The organism is Streptomyces sp. a15 (genome assembly GCF_059026085.1).
Window position 1 is genome coordinate 21,947 of sequence record NZ_JBWLKM010000031.1, and the last position, 21,915, is coordinate 43,861.

The following is a 21,915-nucleotide window of genomic DNA, read 5'->3' on the forward strand; positions in this document are numbered from 1 at the left end:
GACGCAGACCGCCGCCGCCGAGGAACGACAGGGGCGGGGTCAGGAGGGGGACACGCCTTGGCCGGTACGGCGGATGCGACGAGGAAGATCGCCAACTACCCGGAGGACACGCTCCGTTGGGGCCACTCGGCACTCCGGACCGAGTTCGCCACCGCCTCCGACGGGACCCTGCGGCTGGTCCGGCTGGCCGCTCCCGGCGACGCCGCGCCCGCCTGTGACCCGGAGGCCGCCCTCCCCCTCGTCGAGTTGACCGCCCTCGGCCACGGCAGCGGCTGGTCCGGCCCGCGCTTCACCGGCACGGCCTTCGGTACGCGCCTGCGGCACCGCGACCACCGCAGCGGCACCCGCGCCGACTGGGAGTGGCTGACCGTCGAACTCCACGACCCGGCGACCGGGTTGACGGCGTTCGTCGAACTGACGTCCCCGACCGGACTGCCCGTGCTCCGCTCCCGCGTCCGGCTGCGCAACGAGGGCACCGAGCCCCTGGTCGTCCAGTCCGTCAGCAGCCTGCTGCTCGGCGGCCTGCCCTCACCGGACGCGCTCGACGTGCACCGGGCGCGCAACGACTGGCTCGCCGAGTGCCGCTGGTACGCCGAACCGCTGCGCGACACCGTCGCCGACATCAACGTCGACGCCCACCAGCACGACAGCCGGGCCGCCCTCGTCCTCGCCGGGCGCGGCAGCTGGCCCACCGACGGCCACCTGGCGATGGGCGCACTGACGGAGCGGGACGGCGGCCGGACCTGGCTGTGGCAGACCGAGTCCCCGGCCGGCTGGCGCTGGGACCTGGGCGAACACGCCCGCGGCACGTATCTGGCGCTGAACGGCCCCACCGACGCCGAACACCAGTGGCGGGTCCGGCTCGCGCCGGGCGCGGAGTTCACCACCGTGCCGGTGGCGCTGGCCCTCGGTACCGGGTTCGACGCGGCGATGGGCGCACTGACCTCGTACCGCCGTGCCGTCCGCCGCCCACACCCGGACCACACCACCCTCCCGGTCGTCTTCAACGACTACATGAACACGCTGATGGGCGACCCGACCACCGAGAAGCTGCTGCCGCTGATCGACGCGGCCGCCGAGGCCGGCGCGGAGTACTTCTGCATCGACTCCGGCTGGTACGACGACGACACCCGCGGCTGGTGGGACAGCGTGGGCGAATGGCTGGCCTCGCCCCGCCGCTTCCCCGACGGCGGAATCGGCAAGGTCCTGGACCGGATCCGGGAACGTGGAATGGTGCCCGGCCTGTGGCTGGAGCCGGAGGTCGTCGGCGTGCGCAGCCCCGTCGCGAGCGCGCTCCCGCCGGAGGCCTTCTTCCAGCGGGACGGCGTACGCCTGACCGAACAGGGCCGCCACCAGCTCGACCTGCGGCACCCGGCCGCCCGCGCGCATCTCGACAAGACGGTGGACCGGATCGTCGGCGACTGGGGGGTGGGCTACCTCAAGCTGGACTACAACATCGTGGTCGATCCGGGAACCTGCGCCCCCGGAGACACGGGCGTCACCGGGGGCAAGGGGAACACCGGGGACCTCGCACCGGGAGCCGGACTGCTCGGCCACGCCCAGGCCTACCTGGACTGGCTGTCCGACGTGCTGGACCGCCACCCCGGGCTGGTCGTCGAGAACTGTGCCTCGGGCGGAATGCGCATGGACGGCGCCACGCTCGCCGTCGCCCAGCTCCAGTCCACCAGCGACCAGCAGGATCCGCTGCGCTACCCGGCGATCGCCGCGGCGGCGCCGACGGCCGTCCCGCCCGAGCAGGGCGCCGTCTGGGCCTACCCACAACCCGAATTCGACGACGACCTCATCACCTTCACCCTGGGCGGCGCGCTGCTCGGGCGGATCCATCTGTCCGGCCACCTGGACCGCATGTCGGCGCACCAGCTCGGGCTCGTGCGGGACGCGGTGGGGACGTACAAGACGATCCGCGAGGACCTCGCCCGAGCAGTGCCGTTCTGGCCGCTCGGTCTGCCGGGGTGGACGGACGAGTGGCTGGCTCTGGGCCTGCGGGCGCCGGACGGCTGCACGTACGTCTCGGTGTGGCGGCGGGGCGGTGAGAGCGAACTCCACCTGCCCGTACGGCACTTGGCCGACCGGGCGGTCCGGGCGGACATCCTGCACCCGTCCACCGCGGGCTCCGGCTCGGCGGTCTGGGACGGCGACGGACTGCGGATGTCGCTGCCGCGCACACCAGGGGTCCTGCTCGTCCGGCTCGCCTCGGGCGATTAGGGGAGCGCGAGCGGGCGAGTGACCAGCGACGGCCTCCGGCGACATTCTCTGCCATGGGGCCACTGAGGGCGTGGCCGGGCGACCGCCCACTCGGCAGCTTCCGCGCAGTCCGACACGCCTCGCGTCCCGGTCGGGGCGGGCCACCTGACGGGCCAAGGCCGGCTTCACCGCGTCCCGGCCCGGGCGGGGCCATCCGGTAGGCCAAGGCCGCTTTCACCACGTCCCTGGGGCGGCGGGCGGCTGGCAGTCGGCAACTGGTGGTTGGGAGCCGGCGACCGGTGGTTGGCCGGCGGCGGGTCGGCCGGCGGCCGGCGGGTCGACAACTGGTGGTTGGGGACCGGCGACCGGCGGTTGGCCGGCGGGTCGGCGAGCAGTTGGCGGGCGGCACGACCGGCGGGGGCACGACCGGCTGCAGTCGGCAACTGATGGTTGGGAGCCGGCGACCGGCGGTTGGCCGACGGCAGGTCGGCCGGCGGCCGGCGGCCGACGGGTCGACAACTGGTGGTTGGGGACGGGCGACCGGCGGTTGGCCGGCGGGCGCCCGGCGGGTCGGCGAGCAACTGGCGGGCGGCACGACCGGCGGCAGTCGGCAACTGGTGGTTGGGAGCCGGCGACCGGTGGTTGGCCGACGGCAGGTCGGCCGGCGGCCGGCGGCCGACGGGTCGACAACTGGTGGTTGGGGACGGGCGGCCGGCGGTTGGCCGGCGGGCGCCCGGCGGGTCGGCGAGCAACTGGCGGGCGGCACGACCGGCGGGGGCACGGCTGGCGGCTGGCGCACGGTCGGGGGGCGCACGACCGGCAGGCGCACGAACCGGCGGACGGCACGACCAGCATGCACACGACCAGCAGGTACACGACCGGCGGACGGCACGACCAGCACGCACACGACCAACAGGCGCACGACCGGCGGGCAGGCGGCATGGCTCAGCCAGGCGGTTTGTTGTTCCGTGCTCGTGTACTGCACGCGGTACGGCCAGAGCGGCTGTGCCGCCCGGCGCTCACGAGGTCGCCCGCAGGTTACGGGCGTGGACGTCACCGGGATCGCCACCGATGCCCACCGCGTCCCGTTGGACGCCTCCGGAGCGGTCGCCCTCACGCCTTCTTGCAGCTGACCCCGTTCAGCGTGAAGTCGTACGCCGGCGAGTTCTTCCCCCGCCAGGACGCGAGGAAGCCGAAGGCCAGGCTGCCGTCCGCGGCGACCGTCTTGTTGTAGTCGGCGGCGGTGGCGGTGACGCGGGAGCCGTTCTGGGAGAAGCTCGCGTCCCACATCTGGCCGACCTGCTGGCCGTCCCGGAAGGCCCAGGCGACGCGCCAGGAGTCGAGGGCGCGTTCGGTGGTGACGGTGACGGTGGCCTGGAAACCGTCGGGCCACTCCCCGACCACGTCGTACTTGACCCGGCAGGCCGCGGGTTCGCTCGTGTCGGGATCCGGTTCGGGGCCGCCGGGGGCGGTGGAGGAGGTCGTGCCCTGGGGGGTGGCGCCCGGGTTCTGCCCGGCGGATGCCTGGGAGGTGCCCGGCGAGGCGGTGGCCGTCGGCTCCGGGGAGGCGGACTGCTCGTCGGCGGACGGGACGGACGAGCGCGGGTCGGCCACCGGCTGGCGGTCGGCCGAGTCGCCGGGCGACGCGGCGCCGTTGTCGGTGCCGGCGCCCGGCATCATCGAGACGGCCAGCGCCAGCACGGAGACCAGGACGGCCGCGACGAGGAGGCCGTTGCGCACGACGCGTGCCTTGTGGGCGCCCGGGTTCGGCGGCCCGTCCTCGCTGTCCGCCGGTGCCGGGCGCCCGGCACCGAGGCGGACCTCGGCGGCCCGGCGGCGGCGTTCCAGATAGGCGAGGCCGCCCCAGCCGATCACTCCGCCGGCAAGGGCCGAGGGCAGTCCGCCCCCGTGCAGCCGGAGACAGGCGGCTGCCTCCGCGCAGCCCACGCAGCGGGCGAGGTGCCGGGAAAGGTCGTTCGGGGTGTCGGCGGCGGGCGAGCGGGTGACCGCGTCGAGCAGCCGGGCGTAGCTGCGACACTGCGCGTCCATCGGCGTGTCGAGGTGGTTGCGATGGCTGCGGTCCCGGAACAGGCCGCGTACCTGGGTGAGTTCCTCGCCCACGAGGGCCGGGTCGAGGCCGAGCCGGCGGGCCACCACGGTCAGCGGCAGCGCCTCCACCTCGGCCAGCCAGAGCAGCGCCGCGTCCGGTTCCTGGAGGTCGCGCAGGCCGCGCAGGGCGAGCGGGCGCTGCAGCGGGGGGCCGTTGTAGCGGGCGGCCTCCTCGGAGTTGAGCCACAGGCGCAGTTGGGGATCGAGCTGGTGGCCCTGGCCCTGGTTCTCCCAGGCGGCGGCCGTGTTGCGTACGGCGGTCAGCAGCAGCGGGATCCGGGGCAGGCGGGCAGGGCGGCGGCCGGCACTGCGGGCGGGAGCGGACTCCGCGTCGCGGGCTTCGCGCATGCCGAGGGAGAATGCCTCCGTGGCCAGTTGGGTGGCCGCGGTGGAGCCGGACGTGCACAGGTCCGCGTAGGAGAGCACGGCATCCCAGCATTCTGAGAACAGCGCGGCCTCGGCGGCGTCCTGGGGAGTCGGCAGGTCGGGCATGGGTCTCCTGCGTGGACGAGCGAGGTCAACTCACCATAATGGCAAAGGAGTTGGGGGGAACCTCGCGAGCAGGGGAGAAGTTTTTCACGCCTCCCACACAACTGACAAGCGCCCTGTTCAGATGTCATGACAGGACGGCCGCGCCCCCACAACTGCAACTCCTGCCCTGTTGTACGGACGTGACCGCCGGATCACTCACCTATACCGTCTATACCGTCATCGCTATACCGTCGTCGATTCCTCAGCGGGTTCCGCCGCCGGAAGACTGTCCATGAACGAGCTGACGGAGAACACCGCGCGGCCGGGGCCGGGCGGGCCGTAGCCGGGGGGCGAGGACAGGCCGAAGTCGTCCATGGTGGCGCGGTAGGCCTCGAGCAGCCGGATGTGGTACTCCAGCGGCGCGCCCTGCGGGTTGGCCTTGCCGAGCGGGGTCGTCGGCTCGGGGCACCAGGTGGTGAAGCGGGGCGTGATGCCGTGCGACATGAAGAAGCGCAGGCCCTCGGTGGTGGAGGCGATCGCCTCGTCGACCGTGGTGAAGCCGAAGGGCTCGGCCATCTCCACGCCCGCCACAAAGTTGGGGATCACATTGCGCGAGCCGAAGATCTCCGCCGAGTCGAGGATGCGCTTGTGCCACTCGTCGCGGCCGACATAGCGCTCCTTGCCCGGGCAGTACAGCTCGAACAGACGGCGGTCCCACACCTCGTAGTTGGGGTGGTAGATCTGCACGCCGTAGTCCTTGAACCGCTGCACGTCGTCGCGCGGCAGCGCCTGGGCGACGACCTTGCCGATCCAGCGTCCGGGGAAGCGCTCCTCGATGGCCTTGGCGTAGTGCCCGTAGAAGTCGGCCTCGTCGCGCCCGGCGACCTTCGACGTGATCGCGCCGCCGGTGAGCGTGTAGGCGGTGGACGCCTTCGCCGTGTCGTACCGGTCGATGATCTCGAGGGCTTCGAGGACCTCCTCGACGTCCTTCACCCCGGTGTACGGCCGGCCCGCCGCCTTGTGCTGGCGCCAGTTGTGGTTGATGTCGCAGTACTGGCACTCCTCCTTGGCGCCGAAGTACTGGCAGACCCGGAAGACGGTGAGGTAGATCAGATAGCCCCACTGGATGGTCGGGGCGACCTCCATCACCGACTTCCCGCTCGCGAGGGTGTGCCGGTAGTACTCCGGCATCGGCGGCACCCCGACGTCGGAGATCCGCTTCCCGTCGAGATAGAGCCCGAGTACGCCGTCCTCGTCGGCGGCCACGCGATAGGGCGACGCCGGGTTCACGCGCACCGAGACCACGGTCCGCCGCAGGTCGTACGGCCCGCCCGTGAGGATGATCTCCTCCGGCGGGCGCCGCAGCGCGGCCTCGCCGAGCTCGGGCAGGGTGCCGTGGTCGAAGGAGAAGATGAAGTACGACTTCGGCTTGACCTCGCCCCCCTCGTTGTCACTGAGGGCAGAGGGATCGAAGGCCACACCACCCCGGAGCAGATCCTCTTTGAAGACGGCTTCCCGCGGTACGTGCGGGAACCGCTCCATCAGATCCTCGACCAGTGCGGTACGGCTGCCCATCCCGTGTCTCCTTCCGGATCGGACGTACGACTCCTCACGGTATGCCCTCGCCTCCGCGTGAGCCGTGCCGGGTCCCTCGCGTCGGGCGATACACCCGCAAATGAGAAGGTCAGCGAAACGCACTCTTTGAGAGGGACGACAGGAATGACGGAGACGGTCACCAACTGGGCGGGCAACATCACCTATCTCGCGAAGGAGTTGCACCGCCCCCACTCGCTCACCGCGCTCGGCGACCTCGTCGCCGGCAGTGCGAAGGTGCGGGTACTGGGCAGCGGGCACTCCTTCAACGAGATCGCCGAGCCGGGCCCCGGCGGGGTCCTGCTGTCGCTGGCCGCGCTGCCGGACGAGGTCGACGTCGACACGGCGGCCCGCACGGTACGGGTCGGCGGCGGTGTCCGCTATGCCGAGCTGGCCCGCCACGTGCACGCCCACGGGCTGGCCCTGCCCAACATGGCGTCTCTTCCGCACATCTCGGTGGCCGGCTCGGTCGCGACCGGCACGCACGGGTCGGGCGTCGGCAACGGCCCGCTCGCCTCGGCCGTGCGCGAGGTGGAGATCGTCACGGCGGACGGGTCGACGGTGGTCGTCGGGCGGGGGGACGAGCGGTTCGGCGGTGCGGTGACCTCGCTGGGCGCCCTCGGTGTCGTCACGGCGCTCACCCTCGACCTGGAGCCCTCCTTCGACGTGGAGCAGCATGTCTTCACCGAACTGCCCCTCGCCGGGCTGGACTTCGAGAGGTTCGAGACGATCGCGGCGGCGGCGTACAGCGTGAGCCTCTTCACCGACTGGCGGGCGCCCGGCTTCCGGCAGGTGTGGCTCAAGCGGCGCACCGACCAGCCGCTGCCCGACTTCCCGTGGGCCGCGCCGGCCGTCGAGAAGATGCACCCGGTACCGGGGATGCCCGCGGTCAACTGCACCGAGCAGTTCGGGGTGGCGGGGCCGTGGCACGAGCGGCTGCCGCACTTCCGGGCCGAGTTCACGCCGAGCAGCGGTAGCGAGTTGCAGTCGGAGTACCTGCTGCCGCGCGGGCACGCCGTCGACGCGTTGTATGCGATCGACAGTATCCGGGATACGGTCGCCAGCGTATTGCAGACCTGCGAAGTGCGTACGGTCGCCGCCGACGAGCAGTGGCTCAGCCCGGCGTACGGCCGGGACACCGTGGCGCTGCACTTCACCTGGGTCGAGGACACGGATGCGGTGCTGCCGGTGGTGCGACGGCTGGAGGAGGCACTGGCCGTCTTCGACGCGCGGCCGCACTGGGGGAAGGTGTTCACCGTGCCGGCGGCGGTGCTGCGCGGGTTCTACCCGCGGTTGGACGACTTCCGGGCGCTGGCCCGGGAGCTGGACCCGACGGGTAAATTCGCCAATGCCTTCGTCCGGGACGTGCTCGACGACTGACCGACGACTGACTTTATAAAACCCCTTTCCTAACCCCTTGTCGAAAGTCCCCCGCAGCCCATAGCCTTGCGCCGCGCCGGTGCCGATGCCGTCCCGGCCTGGCCTGGAAGGGATGGGGGCAACTCCGGTGAAGCGCACATCACGCGACATCCGCACCGTGAACCGCTACGAGGTGCTGCGCCAGATCATCGCCGAGTCGCCCACCTCCCGGCAGGAGCTGGCGGCCGCCACCGGTCTGAGTCTCGCCACGGTGGCCACGCTGGTCGGTGAACTGCTCGACCTCCGGATGATCACGGAGGTCGGGTTCGAGGACTCGGCGGGTGGCCGCCCCCGGGGCCTCGTGGCCGTCAACGCGTCGGGGGGCGCGTTGATCGGCGTCGACATCGCGGAGACGTACGTCCATGTCGAGCTGTTCGACCTCGCGCTGAACGTCCTGGCCCGGGCCGAGGAGGACGTCCGCCCCGGCGAGAGCCGACCCGAGCAGGTGGTCGGCCATGTCGCCGCCGCCCTCGGCTCGGTGGTCGCGCAGGCCGGGATCGAGGGCGCCCGGGTGCTCGGCGTCGGGGTGAGCGTGCCGGGGCAGGTGGACCGCGCGACCGGCATCTCGGAGTACGCGCCGAACTGGGACTGGCACGACGTGCCGCTGCTCGACCTGCTCACCGAGCACATCGCCTACCCTCTCTATCTGGACAACCCGTTGCGCGCCGGCGCGGTGGCCGAGCTGTGGTTCGGGGCCGCGCGCGGGCGCGGGAACGCCGTGGTGGTCAACCTCGGGACCGGGGTGGGCGCCGGGCTGATCCTGGGCGGAGGACTGCACCGCGGGGTGAGCAACAGCGCCGGCGAGTGGGGCCACACCACGATCGTCCTGGACGGCCGGCTGTGCCGCTGCGGCAACCACGGCTGTGTGGAGTCGTACGTCGGGGCGCCCGGGATCATGCTGAACCTGCGCGAGCTCAGTCCCGGCAGCCCGCTGCTGCATCCGGACGACCAGACCGCCACGATCGACGCGCTGTCCCGCGGGCTGCTCAGCCGCGACCCGGTGGCGCTCGAGGTGGTCCGCGGCACCGCCCGTTACCTCGGGGCCGGCATCGCCGCCCTGGTCAACCTGTTCAACCCCGAAGTGGTCGTGCTCAGCAGCTGGGTCGCGGCCACCCTCGGCGAACCGCTGGTCGCGGAGGTGCGCGAGGCCGTCGCCCGGCACGCGCTGCCGCGGCCGATGGCCGCCACCGAGATCGTTCTCTCCCCGATCCCCAGCGACCCGGCATGTCTGGGCGCGGCGACGTTCGCGCTCGAGGGGGCGCTGCAGTCCGTCGGGCAGAGGAACGGAAAGAAACGCACCACCCTCGCAAGGAGCCGTACCGCACCACCTTCTTGACGGAAGGGATGCACTTGAATCCTCCCCCAGCTGAGAGCAGGGGGATTCCTGGCTCAGGCCGCCTCCTGGAGCGACGCTCCAGGAGGCCTTACGCCCTCGACACCAGCCGGGTGGAGACCAGCCCGGACCAGCATCACGCGGGCGGAGTTCTTGTCCCGGGGGGACACGGCTCCGCACGCGGTGCAGGTGTAGGTACGTTCCGAAAGAGGAAGTGCGTGCTTGGTTCTTGCTCCACACGACGCGCAGTCCATGGTGGTGTGCGCGGGGTGCACGAGGCGGACGTCTCGTGCGTGCTTGCGGCCCGTCTCCAGCAGGGCCCGCTTGGTGGCGCCGATGGCCGCGTCGGCGGCCTTGCGGGCCATGGTGGTCTTGGCGAGGAACTTCGGGCGGAAGTCCTCCACCGCGATGGCGTCGTGGTCGGTCACGACCTTCTTCGCCCACTTGCGGCCGGTGTCCTGCCGTTGCCGGGCCGCCTTCTTGTGCGCCTTCGCCCGCAGCTTCTTCGCCTCGCGATAGCCCTTCGACGCCGCCTGTCCCTTGGCGGGTTTGCGGCGGGCCATCATCCGGTCGTACCGCGACAGCTTTGTCTGGGCCTTGCGGCCGTACCCAGCATGCGGGAGGTCATAGGCGTCGCTGGTGGTGGTCGCGGTCTCCTTCACGCCCCAGTCCACACCGATCACCGCTCCCGTGGCGGGGAGCGGCTGGACTTCGGCGGGCACGACGAACGAGGCGTACCAGTGGCCGAGGCTGTCTCGGTACACGCGCACGCTGGACGGCTCGGCGGACAGTGGGCGCGACCACACCACGGTCACGACGATGCCGCCCGCGAGGTGCAGGCGGCCGTCCTTGAGCCGGAAGCCGCGCTTCGTGTAGTTCAGCGTCGGGTCGGCCTCGCGCTTCTTCTTGTACCGGGGCATCCCGGCGCACTGCCGCAGGGGCAGCCGATCCTTGATGTCCTTCTGCGCCTTAGCACGCGACTTGCCGAAGTCCCGGATGGTTTGCTGCTGCGGAACCGAGGAGCCCTCACGCAGCCATGTCATGTTGGTGCGGGCCTCGGTCAACATCTTGTCCAGCTGCGCCGGGCCGCAGGTCCGCTTGTCCTCGCCCCCGGGCCGGTTCCGGTTCCGGGCATGCACGGCTTTCGACTTGGCCACGCACTCGTTCCACACCCACCGGCACCGGTCCCACTCCGCGAACAGCGCTGTGCGGGCCGTCGACGACACACGAAGTCGGTAGGTGTACCGAGCGCGCCCACCCTCCCCGGCCTCCTCCATCACCGGCACAACACCACCCCCCCTCACGCCCGTCGCTCACCCGGCTTCCACGACGAAACCGTACGTGCGACATACGCACACTCGTGCCCCATCACGACACTGTCACCACAATCGGCGAATACAGGAACGTCTGTTCGCCTTCCCGGCTCTGTCGGGCGGTGGTGTGGGCACCTCGCATCCCCATCAGACCGGGCACAGCGACACTCCGCGTCGCTGTCACGGAATGCAATTCCTCCCAGGCGTGAACGCCGGGGCATCTTCGCAGACCAGATGGCCGGGCGCCGGACGGCGCCGAAGTGTCGACGTACGACCGGCACGGCAAAGCGAGGCGTCCGGCAAGTGCCTGGACGTCGGTGGTCAGGTGACCGCCAGTAGTTCCCCACCTGGCGGGCCGCTGGTGCGGCGGCCCGCCACCCGTGACGTCCGGAATCCCGAACACCACACAACGCTTCGAACAGACTTCGTCCAACCCCTTGCCGAAGCCTTAGCCGAAGGTTTAGCGTCCCGCACCGCAACGTGATTTGAGCCAACTGACGCTGAGCCGCAGAGCCACAGGCACAGAGCCGCAGCCGTACTCGAGACAAGGACGTCAACATGTCGGCAATGAGCAACACCAACTGGGACCGCCGCAACGTACTGCGAGCCGCGATGGGCCTGGCCGCCGCCGGCGGTCTGGCCGCGTGCGGCGGCAACACCGGCCGCAGCGGCGGGGGGTCGGGCGACGCACTCGTCCAGTACTTCCACGCGTACGGCGAGGCGGGCACCGAGCAGGCCATCAAGAAGTACGCCAAGGCCTACAAGGACGCCAACGTGACCACGCAGTGGATCACCGGTTCCAACTTCGAGCAGAAGCTGTTCGCCGCGCTGCTCACCAAGAACGCGCCCGACGTCTTCGAGTTCCACCCGCAGATCCAGCTCATCAAGAGCGGCCAGGTGGCGGACCTGACGGACCTGATCGACCCGGTGAAGGACGACTTCAACCAGGCCGACATCAAGTCGCACACGGTCGACGGCAAGATATACGGCATCCGGATGATCGACGACCCGCAGTTCTTCTTCTACCGGCCGTCGATGTTCGAGAAGGCGAAGGTCGAGGTACCGACCACGCTGGAAGAGCTGCTCGAAGTAGCCGACAAGCTCACCACCAGCAAGGTCAAGGGCGCCTACCTCGGCAGCGACCTCACCCCGGTCCAGCACAACCTGATCTGGTCGGCCGGCGCCGACACCCTCACCGCGGACAACAAGCCCGCCTTCAACACCGACGCCGTCGCGGAGGGCCTCACGCAGTTGCGTTCCCTGTTCACCAGCGGCAACCTGCTGCTCGGCGCCCCCACCGAGTGGTGGGACCCGTCGGCCTTCACCCAGGGCCTCACCGCGATCCAGTGGTGCGGCATGTGGGCCATGCCGGCCATGCAGCAGGCGCTCGGCGACGACATCGGCATCTTCCCCTTCCCGAAGGTCGGGTCCGCCGGCAAGGAGTCGGTCTACAACGGCGGCTGGTCGATGTTCGTCAACGCCAAGGGCAAGAACGTCGAGGCGGCCAAGGAATACGTGAAGTGGCTGTGGATCGACCAGAAGGAGTACCAGGAGGACTGGGCCACCTCCTACGGCTTCCACATCCCGCCGCGCACCTCCCTCGCGCAGAGCGCCACCAAGCTCAAGTCCGGCCTGCCGGCCGAGGGCGTGAAGCTCTTCAACGAGTTCGGCCACTTCGACAACATCGGCTGGACGCAGGCCATGATCGCCTCGTTCAACGACGTGATGGCCAACTCGGTCCGCAAGAACGGGGACCCGAAGAAGCAGCTCGACACCTGCCAGAAGAAGGTCGACACCGAGCTCCAGAAGCTCTTCGGATAGGCCGCGGGACGGACAAGCACATGTCGACCACCACCACCCGCGGGGTCGCCCAGCCCGCCCCGGCCAAGGTCTCCAAGGACCGGCCGCGGCGGGGTCTGAGGGGATCCAGCACCTTCAACTTCTGGCTCTTCACCGGCCCGTTCCTGCTCGGCCTGGTGATCTTCGTCTTCGTGCCCATCGGCTGGAGCATCTACCTCAGCTTCTTCGAGGCACGCTTCACGGTCACGCCGAGCGAGTTCGTCGGCTTCGAGAACTACAAACTGATCCTGACCGACGCCGACTTCCGCGGCTCGCTGGTCACGTTCACCGTGTTCGCGGCGTTCATCGTGCCGGCCACCTGGGCCCTCTCGCTGGGCCTGGCGCTGCTGGTGAACCGGCTCACGTTCATGCGGGCGTTCTTCCGGTCGGTGTTCTTCATCCCCACCGCGGTCAGCTATGTCGCGGCCTCGCTGATCTGGAAGATGTCCCTCTTCAACGGCGTGCGGTTCGGCCTGGCCAACACCGTCCTCGGCTGGTTCGGGATCGAGAACATCGCGTGGCTGGCCAACCCCGACCCGCCCTGGTACTGGCTGGTCATCGTGACCGTCCGCCTGTGGCTCCAGTCGGGCTTCTACATGATCCTGTTCATCGCGGCGCTGCAGAACATCCCGCGGGAGCTGTACGAGGCCGCCGCCATCGACGGCGCCAAGCGGGGCTGGCAGACCTTCTGGTACATCACGCTGCCCCAGCTGCGGGCCACGTCCACCGCGGTGATCCTGCTCCTGCTGGTCGCCGCCTACCAGGCCTTCGACGAGTTCTTCAACCTGCTCTCCAAGGCCACCTGGGGCCAGCCACCGCTGGTCGAGCTGTACAAGATGGCCCTCGGCGAGAACCAGAACTACGGCGCGGGCAGCGCGGGCGCGGTCGTCCTGACCATGCTCATCTGCGTCGTGACCCTGCTCCAGGGCAAGATCATGGGCTTCGGAAGGGGTGAGGAGTCCAAGTGACCACCACAGCACCCGAGGTCGGCAACACGAAGCCGGCCATGACCAAGCCGGCCAAGGTCAGGCGCGGCGGCGTCATGGGCAGCACCGGCCTCTACATCGCGACCGCCATCGCAGCCCTCCTCTTCCTGATCCCCTTCTATCTGATCGTCCGCAACTCGCTGATGACGGACCCGGAGATCACGGGCGAGAACTGGAAGTGGTTCCCCACCAGCATCCAGTGGGGCAACCTCACCGAGCCGTTCGAAGACACCACCGTGGACTTCGCGCGGTCCATGTGGAACTCCGTGGTCGTCGCCGTCCTGCACACCGTGGGCATCCTCCTGGTGTGCTCGCTGGCCGGCTACGGACTCGCCCGTATCCCCTACAAGCACGCCAACAAGGTGTTCTACGCGGTCCTGGCCACCCTGATGGTCCCGACCGCCGTGACCTTCGTGCCCAGCTTCGTCCTGGTCTCGTCCCTCGGCTGGGTGGACACGTACCGAGGTCTCATCGTTCCGGGCCTCTTCAGTGGTTTCACCTGCTTCCTGTTCCGGCAGTACTTCCTGGGGTTCCCCAAGGAGCTGGAGGAGGCGGCACGCGTGGACGGACTCGGCTACTGGGGCGCCTACTGGCGCGTCGTCGTACCGAACTCGCTGAACTTCTTCGCGGCGATCGCCACGATCACCTTCATCAACGGCTGGAACGCCTTCCTGTGGCCCCTGGTCATCGGTCAGGATCCGAGTGCGTGGACCGTACAGGTCGCGCTCTCGTCCTACATGACGAACCAGACCGTCAACTACCACCTGATCTTCGCGGCCACGGCCATTTCCATCCTGCCCCTGCTGTTCGTGTTCCTCTTCCTCCAGCGCTGGCTGGTGCAGGGGATCGCCCAGACCGGCATCAAGGGCTGACACCCTTCTCGATATCTGGAGACCGATGTCTTTCCGCACCACGACGGCCATCGATTACGTCGAGGACGTCTCACCGGGCCGCGGGGCCCTCCCGCCCCGCGCCTGGTACTCGTCCTCGGACGCCGCGTCCCTGTCGCTGAACGGCAGGTGGCGCCTGCGGGTGTCGGCGACCGCCGACGCCGAGGACGACTCGTTCGCCGAGGAGGGGTACGACGCCGGGGACTGGGCCGAGGTCACTGTCCCGGGGCACTGGGTCCTGCAGGGCGACGGCTCGTTCGGGTCGCCGATCTACACGAACCATCTCTACCCCTTCCCGGTCGACCCGCCGCACGTCCCGACCGAGAACCCGACCGGCGACCACCTGCGGGTCTTCGACCTGCCGGACGACTGGCCCGCGGACGGCAGTGCGGTGCTGCGCTTCGACGGCGTCGAGTCCTGCGCCCGCGTCTGGCTGAACGGCACGGACATCGGCGAGTTCAAGGGCTCCCGGCTGCCGCACGAGTTCGCGGTCGGCCACCTGCTGAAGCCGGCCGGCAACGTGCTCGCGGTCCGTGTCCACCAGTGGTCGGCGGGCTCGTACCTGGAGGACCAGGACCAGTGGTGGCTGCCGGGCATCTTCCGTGACGTCACCCTGCTGCACCGCCCCGCCGGCAGCGCCCTCGACTTCTTCGTGCACGCCTCCTACGACCACACCAGTGGCGAGGGCACCCTGCGCGTCGACTCCGACGTCGACGGCCGGGTGACCGTGCCCGCCCTGGACATCGATGTCGCGACCGGCGAGCCGGTGACGGTGCCGGTCCGGCCGTGGTCGGCGGAGACGCCGTATCTGTACGACGGGGTCCTCGCGACCGAGGGCGAGCGGGTGCCGCTGCGCATCGGCTTCCGTACGGTCGTCCTGGAGGACGGCCTCATCAAGGTCAACGGCACGCCCGTTTTCTTCAAGGGCGTCAACCGGCACGAATGGCACCCGGAGCAGGGCCGCGCGCTCGACCTGGAGACCATGCGCGAGGACGTGCTGCTGATGAAGCGGCACAACCTCAACGCGGTCCGCACCTCGCACTACCCGCCGCACCCGGCCTTCCTGGACCTGTGCGACGAGTACGGCCTGTGGGTCATCGACGAGTGCGACCTGGAGACCCACGGCTTCACCGAGCAGGGCTGGCGGGACAACCCCGTCGACGACGACCGCTGGACCCCGGCCCTCCTGGACCGCGCGGCCCGCATGGTCGAGCGGGACAAGAACCACCCGTCGATCGTCTTCTGGTCCCTGGGCAACGAGGCCGGCACCGGCCGCGGTCTGACCGCCATGGCCGAGTGGATCCACGGCCGGGACTCCTCCCGCCTCGTGCACTACGAGGGCGACTGGGACTGCCGGGACACGGACGTGTACTCGCGGATGTACGCCTTCCACGCCGAGGTCGAGCAGATCGGCCAGGGCCTGGACGGGGGCACGCACAAGCGGCGCGAACTCCCCTTCATCCAGTGCGAGTACGGACACGCCATGGGCAACGGCCCCGGCGGGATCGCCGACTACCAGCGGCTGTTCGAGAAGTACGAGCGGCTGCAGGGCGGCTTCATCTGGGAGTGGATCGACCACGGCATCAAGCACCCGGAGCTGGGCTACGCCTACGGCGGCGACTTCGGCGAGGAGTTGCACGACGGCAACTTCGTCTGCGACGGGCTGGTCTTCCCGGACCGGCAGCCCTCCCCGGGGCTCGTCGAGTACAAGAAGGTCATCGAGCCGGTCCACATCGAGGGCGACGGCTCCGACGGCACCGTGCGCGTGACCAACCGGCACGACTTCGCGGACCTGTCCGCGCTGGCCTTCGAGTGGTCGTACCAGGTGGACGGCGAGACGGTCGAGGCGGGCGCCCTGAACGTCCCGTCGCTCGCCGCCGGCGAGTCCGCCGACGTGAAGCTGCCGGAGCCGCCGGCGGACACGCGGGGCGGCGAGTCGCAGTGGACGGTGCGGGCGTTGCTCGCGTCCGACACCGCCTGGGCGCCGAAGGGCCACGTCGTGGCCTGGGGGCAATTCCCGGCCGCGTCCCGTACGTTGCCGTCCGTCGCGCCCACCGACCGCCCGGTGCCCGGCGAGAAGCTGATCACCCTCGGCCCGGCGTCCTTCGACGCCCGTACCGGTGCGCTCAAGACCATCGGCGGGGTGTCGGTCGTCAGCCCGCGCCTGGACGTGTGGCGGGCGACCACCGACAACGACGACGGCGCCGAGTGGCAGTCGGACACCCGGTACGGGGTGCTGTGGCGCACGCTGGGCCTGCACCGGATGCAGCACCGCCTGGACTCCGTGGAGCTGGGCGAGGACGCGCTGACGGTACGGACCCGGGTGGCGCCCGCCGCCCGCGAGGTGGGTCTGGACACGGTGTACCGCTGGACCTCGGACGGCGGCCGACTGCGGCTGACGGTGTCCGTGACTCCCGAGGGAGAGTGGACGCTGCCGCTGCCCCGGCTGGGCATCCGGCTCGGACTGTCCGAGGCGGACCAGGTGAAGTGGTTCGGTGGCGGCCCCGGCGAGGCGTATCCGGACACCAAGACGGCGTCGATGGTCGGCCGTTGGCAGTCGACTGTAGACGATCTGCAGACGCCGTACGTCCGCCCGCAGGAGAACGGCGCCCGCGCCGACGTCCGCTGGGCGGAACTCGGCGGCCTGAGGATCGAGGGCGATCCGGAGTTCTGGTTCACTGCCCGCCGCTGGACGACCGAGCAGCTGGACGCGGCCGCCCACCTCACCGACCTCACGGCCGGCACTGCATCCGACAGCGGCTCCGCCGCGGGGGTGTGGGTCAACCTCGACCATGGCCTGCACGGGATCGGTTCGCAGTCGTGCGGTCCGGGCCCGCTGCCGCAGTATTTCCTGCGGGCCGAGCCGACGGAGTTCTCGTTCGTGTTCTCGGTGACCGGTTAGTCCGACTCCGTTAGTCCAACTCCGTGATCGATTAATCCATTGACCGATTGATCGACATTCTGCGACGGTCGTGTGGTGCCCGCGGCCGGTCGGCCTCTCCAGCCGACCGGCCGTACTCACGTCCAGAGCAAGGGAGTTGGCAGTGTGAGCGGAAACATCGAGGTCCGCGGTCTGTCCCGCACCTTCCACACCACCGTCCGCCGCCCGGGCCTCACGGGCGCGCTCCGCTCCCTGGTCAATCCGGAGCGGGTCGCCAAGCACGCCGTCGCCGACGTCACCTTCGACGTCGCCCCGGGTGAACTCCTCGCCCTGCTCGGCCCGAACGGCGCGGGCAAGTCCACCACCATCAAGATCCTCACCGGCATCCTCACGCCCACCTCCGGCGAGGCCCGGGTCGCGGGCCTGGTGCCGTACCAGGAGCGCGAGCGCAACGCCCGCAACATCGGTGCCGTGTTCGGGCAGCGTACCCAGTTGTGGTGGGACCTGCCGGTGCGCGAGTCGTTCGCGATCCTCAGGGACATCTACGAGGTGCCGAAGGCCGAACACGCCGCCCGCCTCAAGGAGTTCGACGAGCTGCTCGACCTGTCGTCCTTCTGGGACACGCGGGTGCGTCATCTCTCCCTCGGTCAGCGCGTCCGCAGCGACCTCGCCGCCGCCCTGCTGCACGACCCGCGGGTCGTCTTCCTCGACGAGCCGACCATCGGCATGGACGTGGTGGTCAAGGAGCAGGTGCGGGAGTTCCTGCGGCACCAGGTCGAACAGCGCGGCCGCACGGTCCTGCTGACCACGCACGACATGACGGAGGTCGAGCGGCTCGCCGAACGGGTCGTCCTCATCAACCACGGCCGGCTCGTCCTGGACGGCAGCCTCGACGAGATCCGGCGCAAGTTCGGCTCGACCTGGCAGGTGCGGGCGACCCTCGCCGACGCCCACGCCGAGGCCGTACCGCTGCCCGGCATCGCGGTGCTGCGGCAGGACGGGCCGCAGGTGGTGTTCGGGCCCGACGGCCCTGACGCCCCCACGGTGCACCAGGCGTTGAAGGCGGTCATCGAGCGGTACGAAGTGACCGGCATCGCCATCGACGAGGCGGATCTCGAGGACGTCATGCGCGCCGCCTACGTGCACGCCGGGGTGGCCTGATGGCCGTCCTGCACGCCTGGCGCACCGCCCGCGTCACCCCGCTCGGCGAGTTGCACGCCCCGCCCCGCATGACCGCCGTACTGCTGCGCCTGACCGTGCAGGTCGTGCTGGTGGCGTCCCTGTGGCACGGCCTGTACGCGCACACCGGCACCACCGCCGGACTCAACCGCGACCAGGCGGTGACGTACGCCGTGCTGGCCGTACTCGCCTCCCGGCTAAGGGAGTTGGACCAGTACGCGGGCCGGGACACCGTGCTGCAGCACATGCACTTCGGCACGATCGTCTACTGGTACCTGCGCCCGCTGCCGCCCCAGCGCTACCACGCCCTGCGCGCCCTCGGCGAGCAGCTGTACGGCTTCGCGTGGGCGCTCGGCGGATACGCGGTCTGCCTCGCGGCCGGGGTGGTGGAACCGCCCGGGTCGGCGGCGGTGGCGGGAGTGTTCGCGCTCAGTCTGCTGCTCGGCCAGTTGGTCCTGTACCACGTGATGCTCGTCCTGGACCAGCTGTGTTTCTGGACGGTCCGCAACAACGCGGCGATGCTGATCCTGATCTTCGCGCAGAACCTGCTGTCCGGGGTGTACGCGCCGCTGTGGTTCTTCCCCGACTGGTTCGTGACGATGAGCGGCTTCCTGCCCTTCCAGGCGACGTTGAGCGTGCCGCTGTCCCTGTACATCGGCCGTATCCCGCTCTCGGACGCCGCCGGCCAGTTGGCGATCCAGGCCGGCTGGGTCGTGCTGCTCGCCCTGTTCACCCGTTTCCTGTGGCGGCGGGCCGCCCTTCGTGTCATGTCCCAAGGAGGTTGATGCCGGTGAACGGCGTCCGGATCGCGTGGCGCGTCACGCTTCTCAACTTCCGTGCGCAGCTGGAGTACCGCACCGAGTTCCTGCTGATGATCGCGATCGGTGCGATCTGGCAGGTGTCGGTGATCGTCTTCGCGACGGTCCTGCTCACCCGGTTCACCGGGATGGGCGGCTGGGACAGCTCGGAGGTCCTGCTGATCCCGGCGACGCGGATGCTGGCGCACGGGCTGTTCGTGCTGGTGCTGGGGCGTATGCACTTCATCGGCCGGCAGATCCAGGAGGGCAGGATCGACATCTATCTGACGCGCCCGATGCCGGTGCACCGCCAGGTCCAGCTCTCCTTCTTCCCCACCAACGCGATCGGCGACCTGACCGTCGCCGCGGGCCTCATGGCGGGCGCGCTCAGCCGCAGCGACCTGGACTGGACCGCAGGCCGGGTCTCGTACCTGATCGCCGCGATCCTCGGCGGCATGCTCCTGGAGGCCGCCCTGTTCACGGCGGTGGCCTCCGCCTCCCTCCGCTACCCGGCCGCCGACTACTGGGGCCGCTGGCTGGAGGAACTGCTCGGCACCTTCGGCAGCTACCCGCTGAACGTGCTGCCCAAGGCGGTGGGCGGCTTCCTGACGTACGGCCTTCCGCTCGCGTTCGTCGCGTACTTCCCGGCCGCCGTCCTCACCGGGCACGGCCACGACACCGGCGTCCCCTACTGGCTGGCGGCTGCCTCACCGCTCCTCGGCGTGCTGGCGTACCTGGGATCGCGGCTGCTGTGGCGGTGGAGCCTGCGGCACTACACGGGCGTCAACGGATGACCGGCGCCGCTGCCTCCGGCTTACGTCCGCGCCTCGCGGTGAGCCTGGTGTTCGTCGTCCTCGGGGCCACGCAGGGCGGCTGGATGGCCCGTATCCCCGCGATCCGCGACCAGGTCGGCGTGGACACGGCGCGGTGGGGCCTGCTGAGCAGTTCGTCGGCGGCCGGGGACCTGGTGGCGATCGTGCTGATCACGGTCCTCATCGGGCGGGTCAGCACCCGGCTGCTGAGTCTGGCGGCAGCTGCCGTCGTGCTGCTCAACGCGCCGGTGCTGGCGGGGGCTTCGGCCGTGCCCGCGCTGGTGGTGGGGCTGACCGTGTGGGGCGTGTCGGCGACCTTCCTGGCGACGCCCGTCAACGCGCTCGCGGTCGCCGTGGAACGCCACCAGGGCAGGCCCCTGATGTCGGGCTTCCACGCCTCCTACAGCAGCGGCGTGCTGGCCGGCGGCGCCCTCGGCACACTCGCGGCGGCCACCGGCATCTCCCCCGGCGTCCAGATGGCTATCAGCAGCGCGGTGCTCGGTGCACTGCTGCTGGCCTGGGCGAGGTGGCTGCCCGAGGAGAGGAGCCCGGCGGAGGGCAAGGAGCGACGTCGGCCGTTGCGCCAGCGGTTCACTCCCCAGCTGGTGCTGCTCGCCGCCATCGCGTTCCTCGCCTCCTTCGGTGACGGTCACGGTGTACGTGGCCCGGTCCCCGATGCTGACGGTGCCGGTGCCGGTCTTGGTGACGGACAGGTCGACGCCGGTGGGCGGCGGGGGCGGGGGCGGCGGGGTGCTGCCGCCGCCCAGATAGCGCGCCAGGGCGCGGTCCTCGCCGCTGCTGCCGTACGCGAGGATCCTGCCGTCGGGCTGCAGGGCGAGGCTGCGCACCCCGTCGGTGTCGCCGAAGTCGGTGGTCGTCCTGCCGCCGGTGCCGAAGCCGGTGTCCAGGGAGCCGTCGGGGTTGTAGCGGGCCAGCGCGAAGTCGCTGCCGGCGGAGCCGCCGGCGATGATCCGGTCGTCCGGCTGGACCACGAGCTCCTGCACCGCGCTTGTGGCGGTGAAGGCGGTGGTCATGACGCCGCCGGTGCCGAAGGCGCTGTCGAGAGTGCCGTTGGTGAGGTAACGCACCAGGGTGAAGTCGTTGCCGGTGCTCCCGGACGCGATGATCTTGCCGTCGGACTGCACCGCCACGGTGTGGCCCCAGTTGTAGCCGCCCAGGTCCGTGGTGACCCGGCCGTCGCCGCTGAACGTGGTGTCGAGGCTGCCGTCGGGGTTGTAGCGGGCGACGGCGAAGTCGAAGGAGGTGCTGCCCGAGTAGCCGGCGACGACGATCCGGCCGTCCGGCCTCAGGGCCATGTCGTACCCGAAGGCGCCGCCCTCGAACGGGGTGGTGACCCGGCCGTCGCCGCCGCCGAAGGTGGTGTCGAGGCTGCCGTCGTCGTTGTAGCGGGCCACGGCGAACTCTCCGCCGCTCTGGCCCGCGGCGACGATCCGTCCCTGGCCGTCCACCAGGACCGCCTGGGCGTCCGCGGCACCGTCGGCGCCGAAGTCGGTGCGCACCCAGCCGTCGCCACCGCCGAACGTGGTGTCCAGGCTGCCGGCGGCGGTGTAGCGGGCCACCGTGAACCAGCAGCAGCCGCCCTCCGCCCTCTCGGTGCGACCGACCACGACAATCCTGTTGCCCTGGATCGCCACCGCGTGTGCCTGGTCGTCGCCGCCCTCGAAGTCGGTGAGCACCTCGCCTCCGGTGCCGAACGAGGTGTCGACGGTGCCGTCGGCGTTGTGGCGCTTCAGGGCGAAGTCGGTGGGGGAGGTGGTGCCCCATTCTGTTCCGGCGGTGACGATCCGGCCGTCGGACTGGAGGGCGACCTCCTCGTCCTCCCCGAAGTACTGGAAGTAGTTCTGGTCGATGGAGACCTTGCCGCCGGTGCCGAAGGAGGGGTCCAGGTCACCGGGTGCGGCAAACGCGCCGTGCGGCACGGCGACGACGAGCGCCAGCGCCGCGAGCAGTGCGGAGGCGGCGCGCAGGGACCCCCGTAGGGATGGGAGGGTGGGCATGCGCCCAGCTTCCGGATGCCCTACGTCCCCTTCACGCGGCTGGCCGGCCGGTGAGCCCACTGAGCCGCAG

Annotated in this window: 14 protein-coding genes; 10 read left to right on the forward strand and 4 right to left on the reverse strand. The window is 70.5% G+C overall.

What is annotated here, in order from left to right:
- Positions 1 to 57: 57 nt before the first annotated feature.
- Positions 58 to 2,226, forward strand: a complete 2,169-nt coding sequence (locus AC5P09_RS27820; RefSeq protein WP_493876495.1) for an alpha-galactosidase — start codon at positions 58 to 60, stop codon at positions 2,224 to 2,226.
- Positions 2,227 to 3,318: 1,092 nt separating this feature from the next.
- Here the strand turns inward: AC5P09_RS27820 and AC5P09_RS27825 are convergent.
- Complete coding sequence (locus AC5P09_RS27825) at positions 3,319 to 4,806, reverse strand: cellulose binding domain-containing protein (protein ID WP_493876496.1); 1,488 nt, start codon at positions 4,804 to 4,806, stop codon at positions 3,319 to 3,321.
- Positions 4,807 to 5,028: 222 nt separating this feature from the next.
- Positions 5,029 to 6,360 (reverse strand): radical SAM protein, encoded by a 1,332-nt coding sequence (locus AC5P09_RS27830; protein ID WP_493876497.1) that lies wholly within the window; start codon positions 6,358 to 6,360, stop codon positions 5,029 to 5,031.
- 144 nt (positions 6,361 to 6,504) lie between these two features.
- Here AC5P09_RS27830 and AC5P09_RS27835 point away from each other — a divergent pair, with 144 nt between their 5' ends.
- Together AC5P09_RS27835 and AC5P09_RS27840 are read left to right on the forward strand one after the other, a co-directional pair.
- Positions 6,505 to 7,758, forward strand: a complete 1,254-nt coding sequence (locus AC5P09_RS27835; protein ID WP_493876498.1) for a D-arabinono-1,4-lactone oxidase — start codon at positions 6,505 to 6,507, stop codon at positions 7,756 to 7,758.
- A gap of 127 nt (positions 7,759 to 7,885) precedes the next feature.
- Positions 7,886 to 9,133, forward strand: a complete 1,248-nt coding sequence (locus tag AC5P09_RS27840) for an ROK family transcriptional regulator (protein ID WP_493876499.1) — start codon at positions 7,886 to 7,888, stop codon at positions 9,131 to 9,133.
- Between the two features lie 53 nt (positions 9,134 to 9,186).
- On the opposite strand, the gene AC5P09_RS27845 is transcribed toward AC5P09_RS27840, so the two are convergent.
- Positions 9,187 to 10,407 carry an RNA-guided endonuclease InsQ/TnpB family protein gene (locus AC5P09_RS27845; RefSeq protein WP_493876555.1) on the reverse strand — a complete coding sequence of 407 codons (1,221 nt, stop codon included), beginning with the start codon at positions 10,405 to 10,407 and terminating at the stop codon, positions 9,187 to 9,189.
- 594 nt (positions 10,408 to 11,001) lie between these two features.
- Between AC5P09_RS27845 and AC5P09_RS27850 the strand changes: the two genes are divergently transcribed.
- From AC5P09_RS27850 to AC5P09_RS27880, 7 genes are all read left to right on the forward strand, one after another.
- Positions 11,002 to 12,264: an ABC transporter substrate-binding protein gene (locus AC5P09_RS27850; RefSeq protein WP_493876500.1), complete on the forward strand. Its 1,263-nt coding sequence runs from the start codon at positions 11,002 to 11,004 to the stop codon at positions 12,262 to 12,264.
- A gap of 20 nt (positions 12,265 to 12,284) precedes the next feature.
- Positions 12,285 to 13,250 (forward strand): carbohydrate ABC transporter permease, encoded by a 966-nt coding sequence (locus AC5P09_RS27855; RefSeq protein ID WP_493876501.1) that lies wholly within the window; start codon positions 12,285 to 12,287, stop codon positions 13,248 to 13,250.
- The gene (locus AC5P09_RS27860) at positions 13,247 to 14,140 is read left to right on the forward strand and encodes a carbohydrate ABC transporter permease (RefSeq protein WP_493876502.1); all 894 of its coding nucleotides are present in this window, start codon (positions 13,247 to 13,249) and stop codon (positions 14,138 to 14,140) included. The genes AC5P09_RS27855 and AC5P09_RS27860 overlap by 4 nt, the downstream gene beginning before the upstream one ends.
- A 25-nt stretch (positions 14,141 to 14,165) precedes the next feature.
- A complete protein-coding gene (locus tag AC5P09_RS27865) occupies positions 14,166 to 17,060 on the forward strand; it encodes a glycoside hydrolase family 2 TIM barrel-domain containing protein (protein ID WP_493876503.1) in 2,895 nt (964 codons plus the stop codon).
- Between the two features lie 144 nt (positions 17,061 to 17,204).
- Positions 17,205 to 18,200, forward strand: coding sequence for an ABC transporter ATP-binding protein (locus AC5P09_RS27870; protein WP_493876504.1), 996 nt, complete (start codon positions 17,205 to 17,207; stop codon positions 18,198 to 18,200).
- Positions 18,200 to 19,003 (forward strand): ABC-2 family transporter protein, encoded by an 804-nt coding sequence (locus tag AC5P09_RS27875; RefSeq protein WP_493876505.1) that lies wholly within the window; start codon positions 18,200 to 18,202, stop codon positions 19,001 to 19,003. The genes AC5P09_RS27870 and AC5P09_RS27875 overlap by 1 nt, the downstream gene beginning before the upstream one ends.
- A complete protein-coding gene (locus tag AC5P09_RS27880; RefSeq protein WP_493876506.1) occupies positions 19,003 to 19,809 on the forward strand; it encodes an ABC transporter permease in 807 nt (268 codons plus the stop codon). The genes AC5P09_RS27875 and AC5P09_RS27880 overlap by 1 nt, the downstream gene beginning before the upstream one ends.
- 20 nt (positions 19,810 to 19,829) lie before the next feature.
- On the opposite strand, the gene AC5P09_RS27885 is transcribed toward AC5P09_RS27880, so the two are convergent.
- Positions 19,830 to 21,845 carry a hypothetical protein gene (locus tag AC5P09_RS27885; RefSeq protein ID WP_493876507.1) on the reverse strand — a complete coding sequence of 672 codons (2,016 nt, stop codon included), beginning with the start codon at positions 21,843 to 21,845 and terminating at the stop codon, positions 19,830 to 19,832.
- Between the last annotated feature and the right edge of the window lie 70 nt (positions 21,846 to 21,915).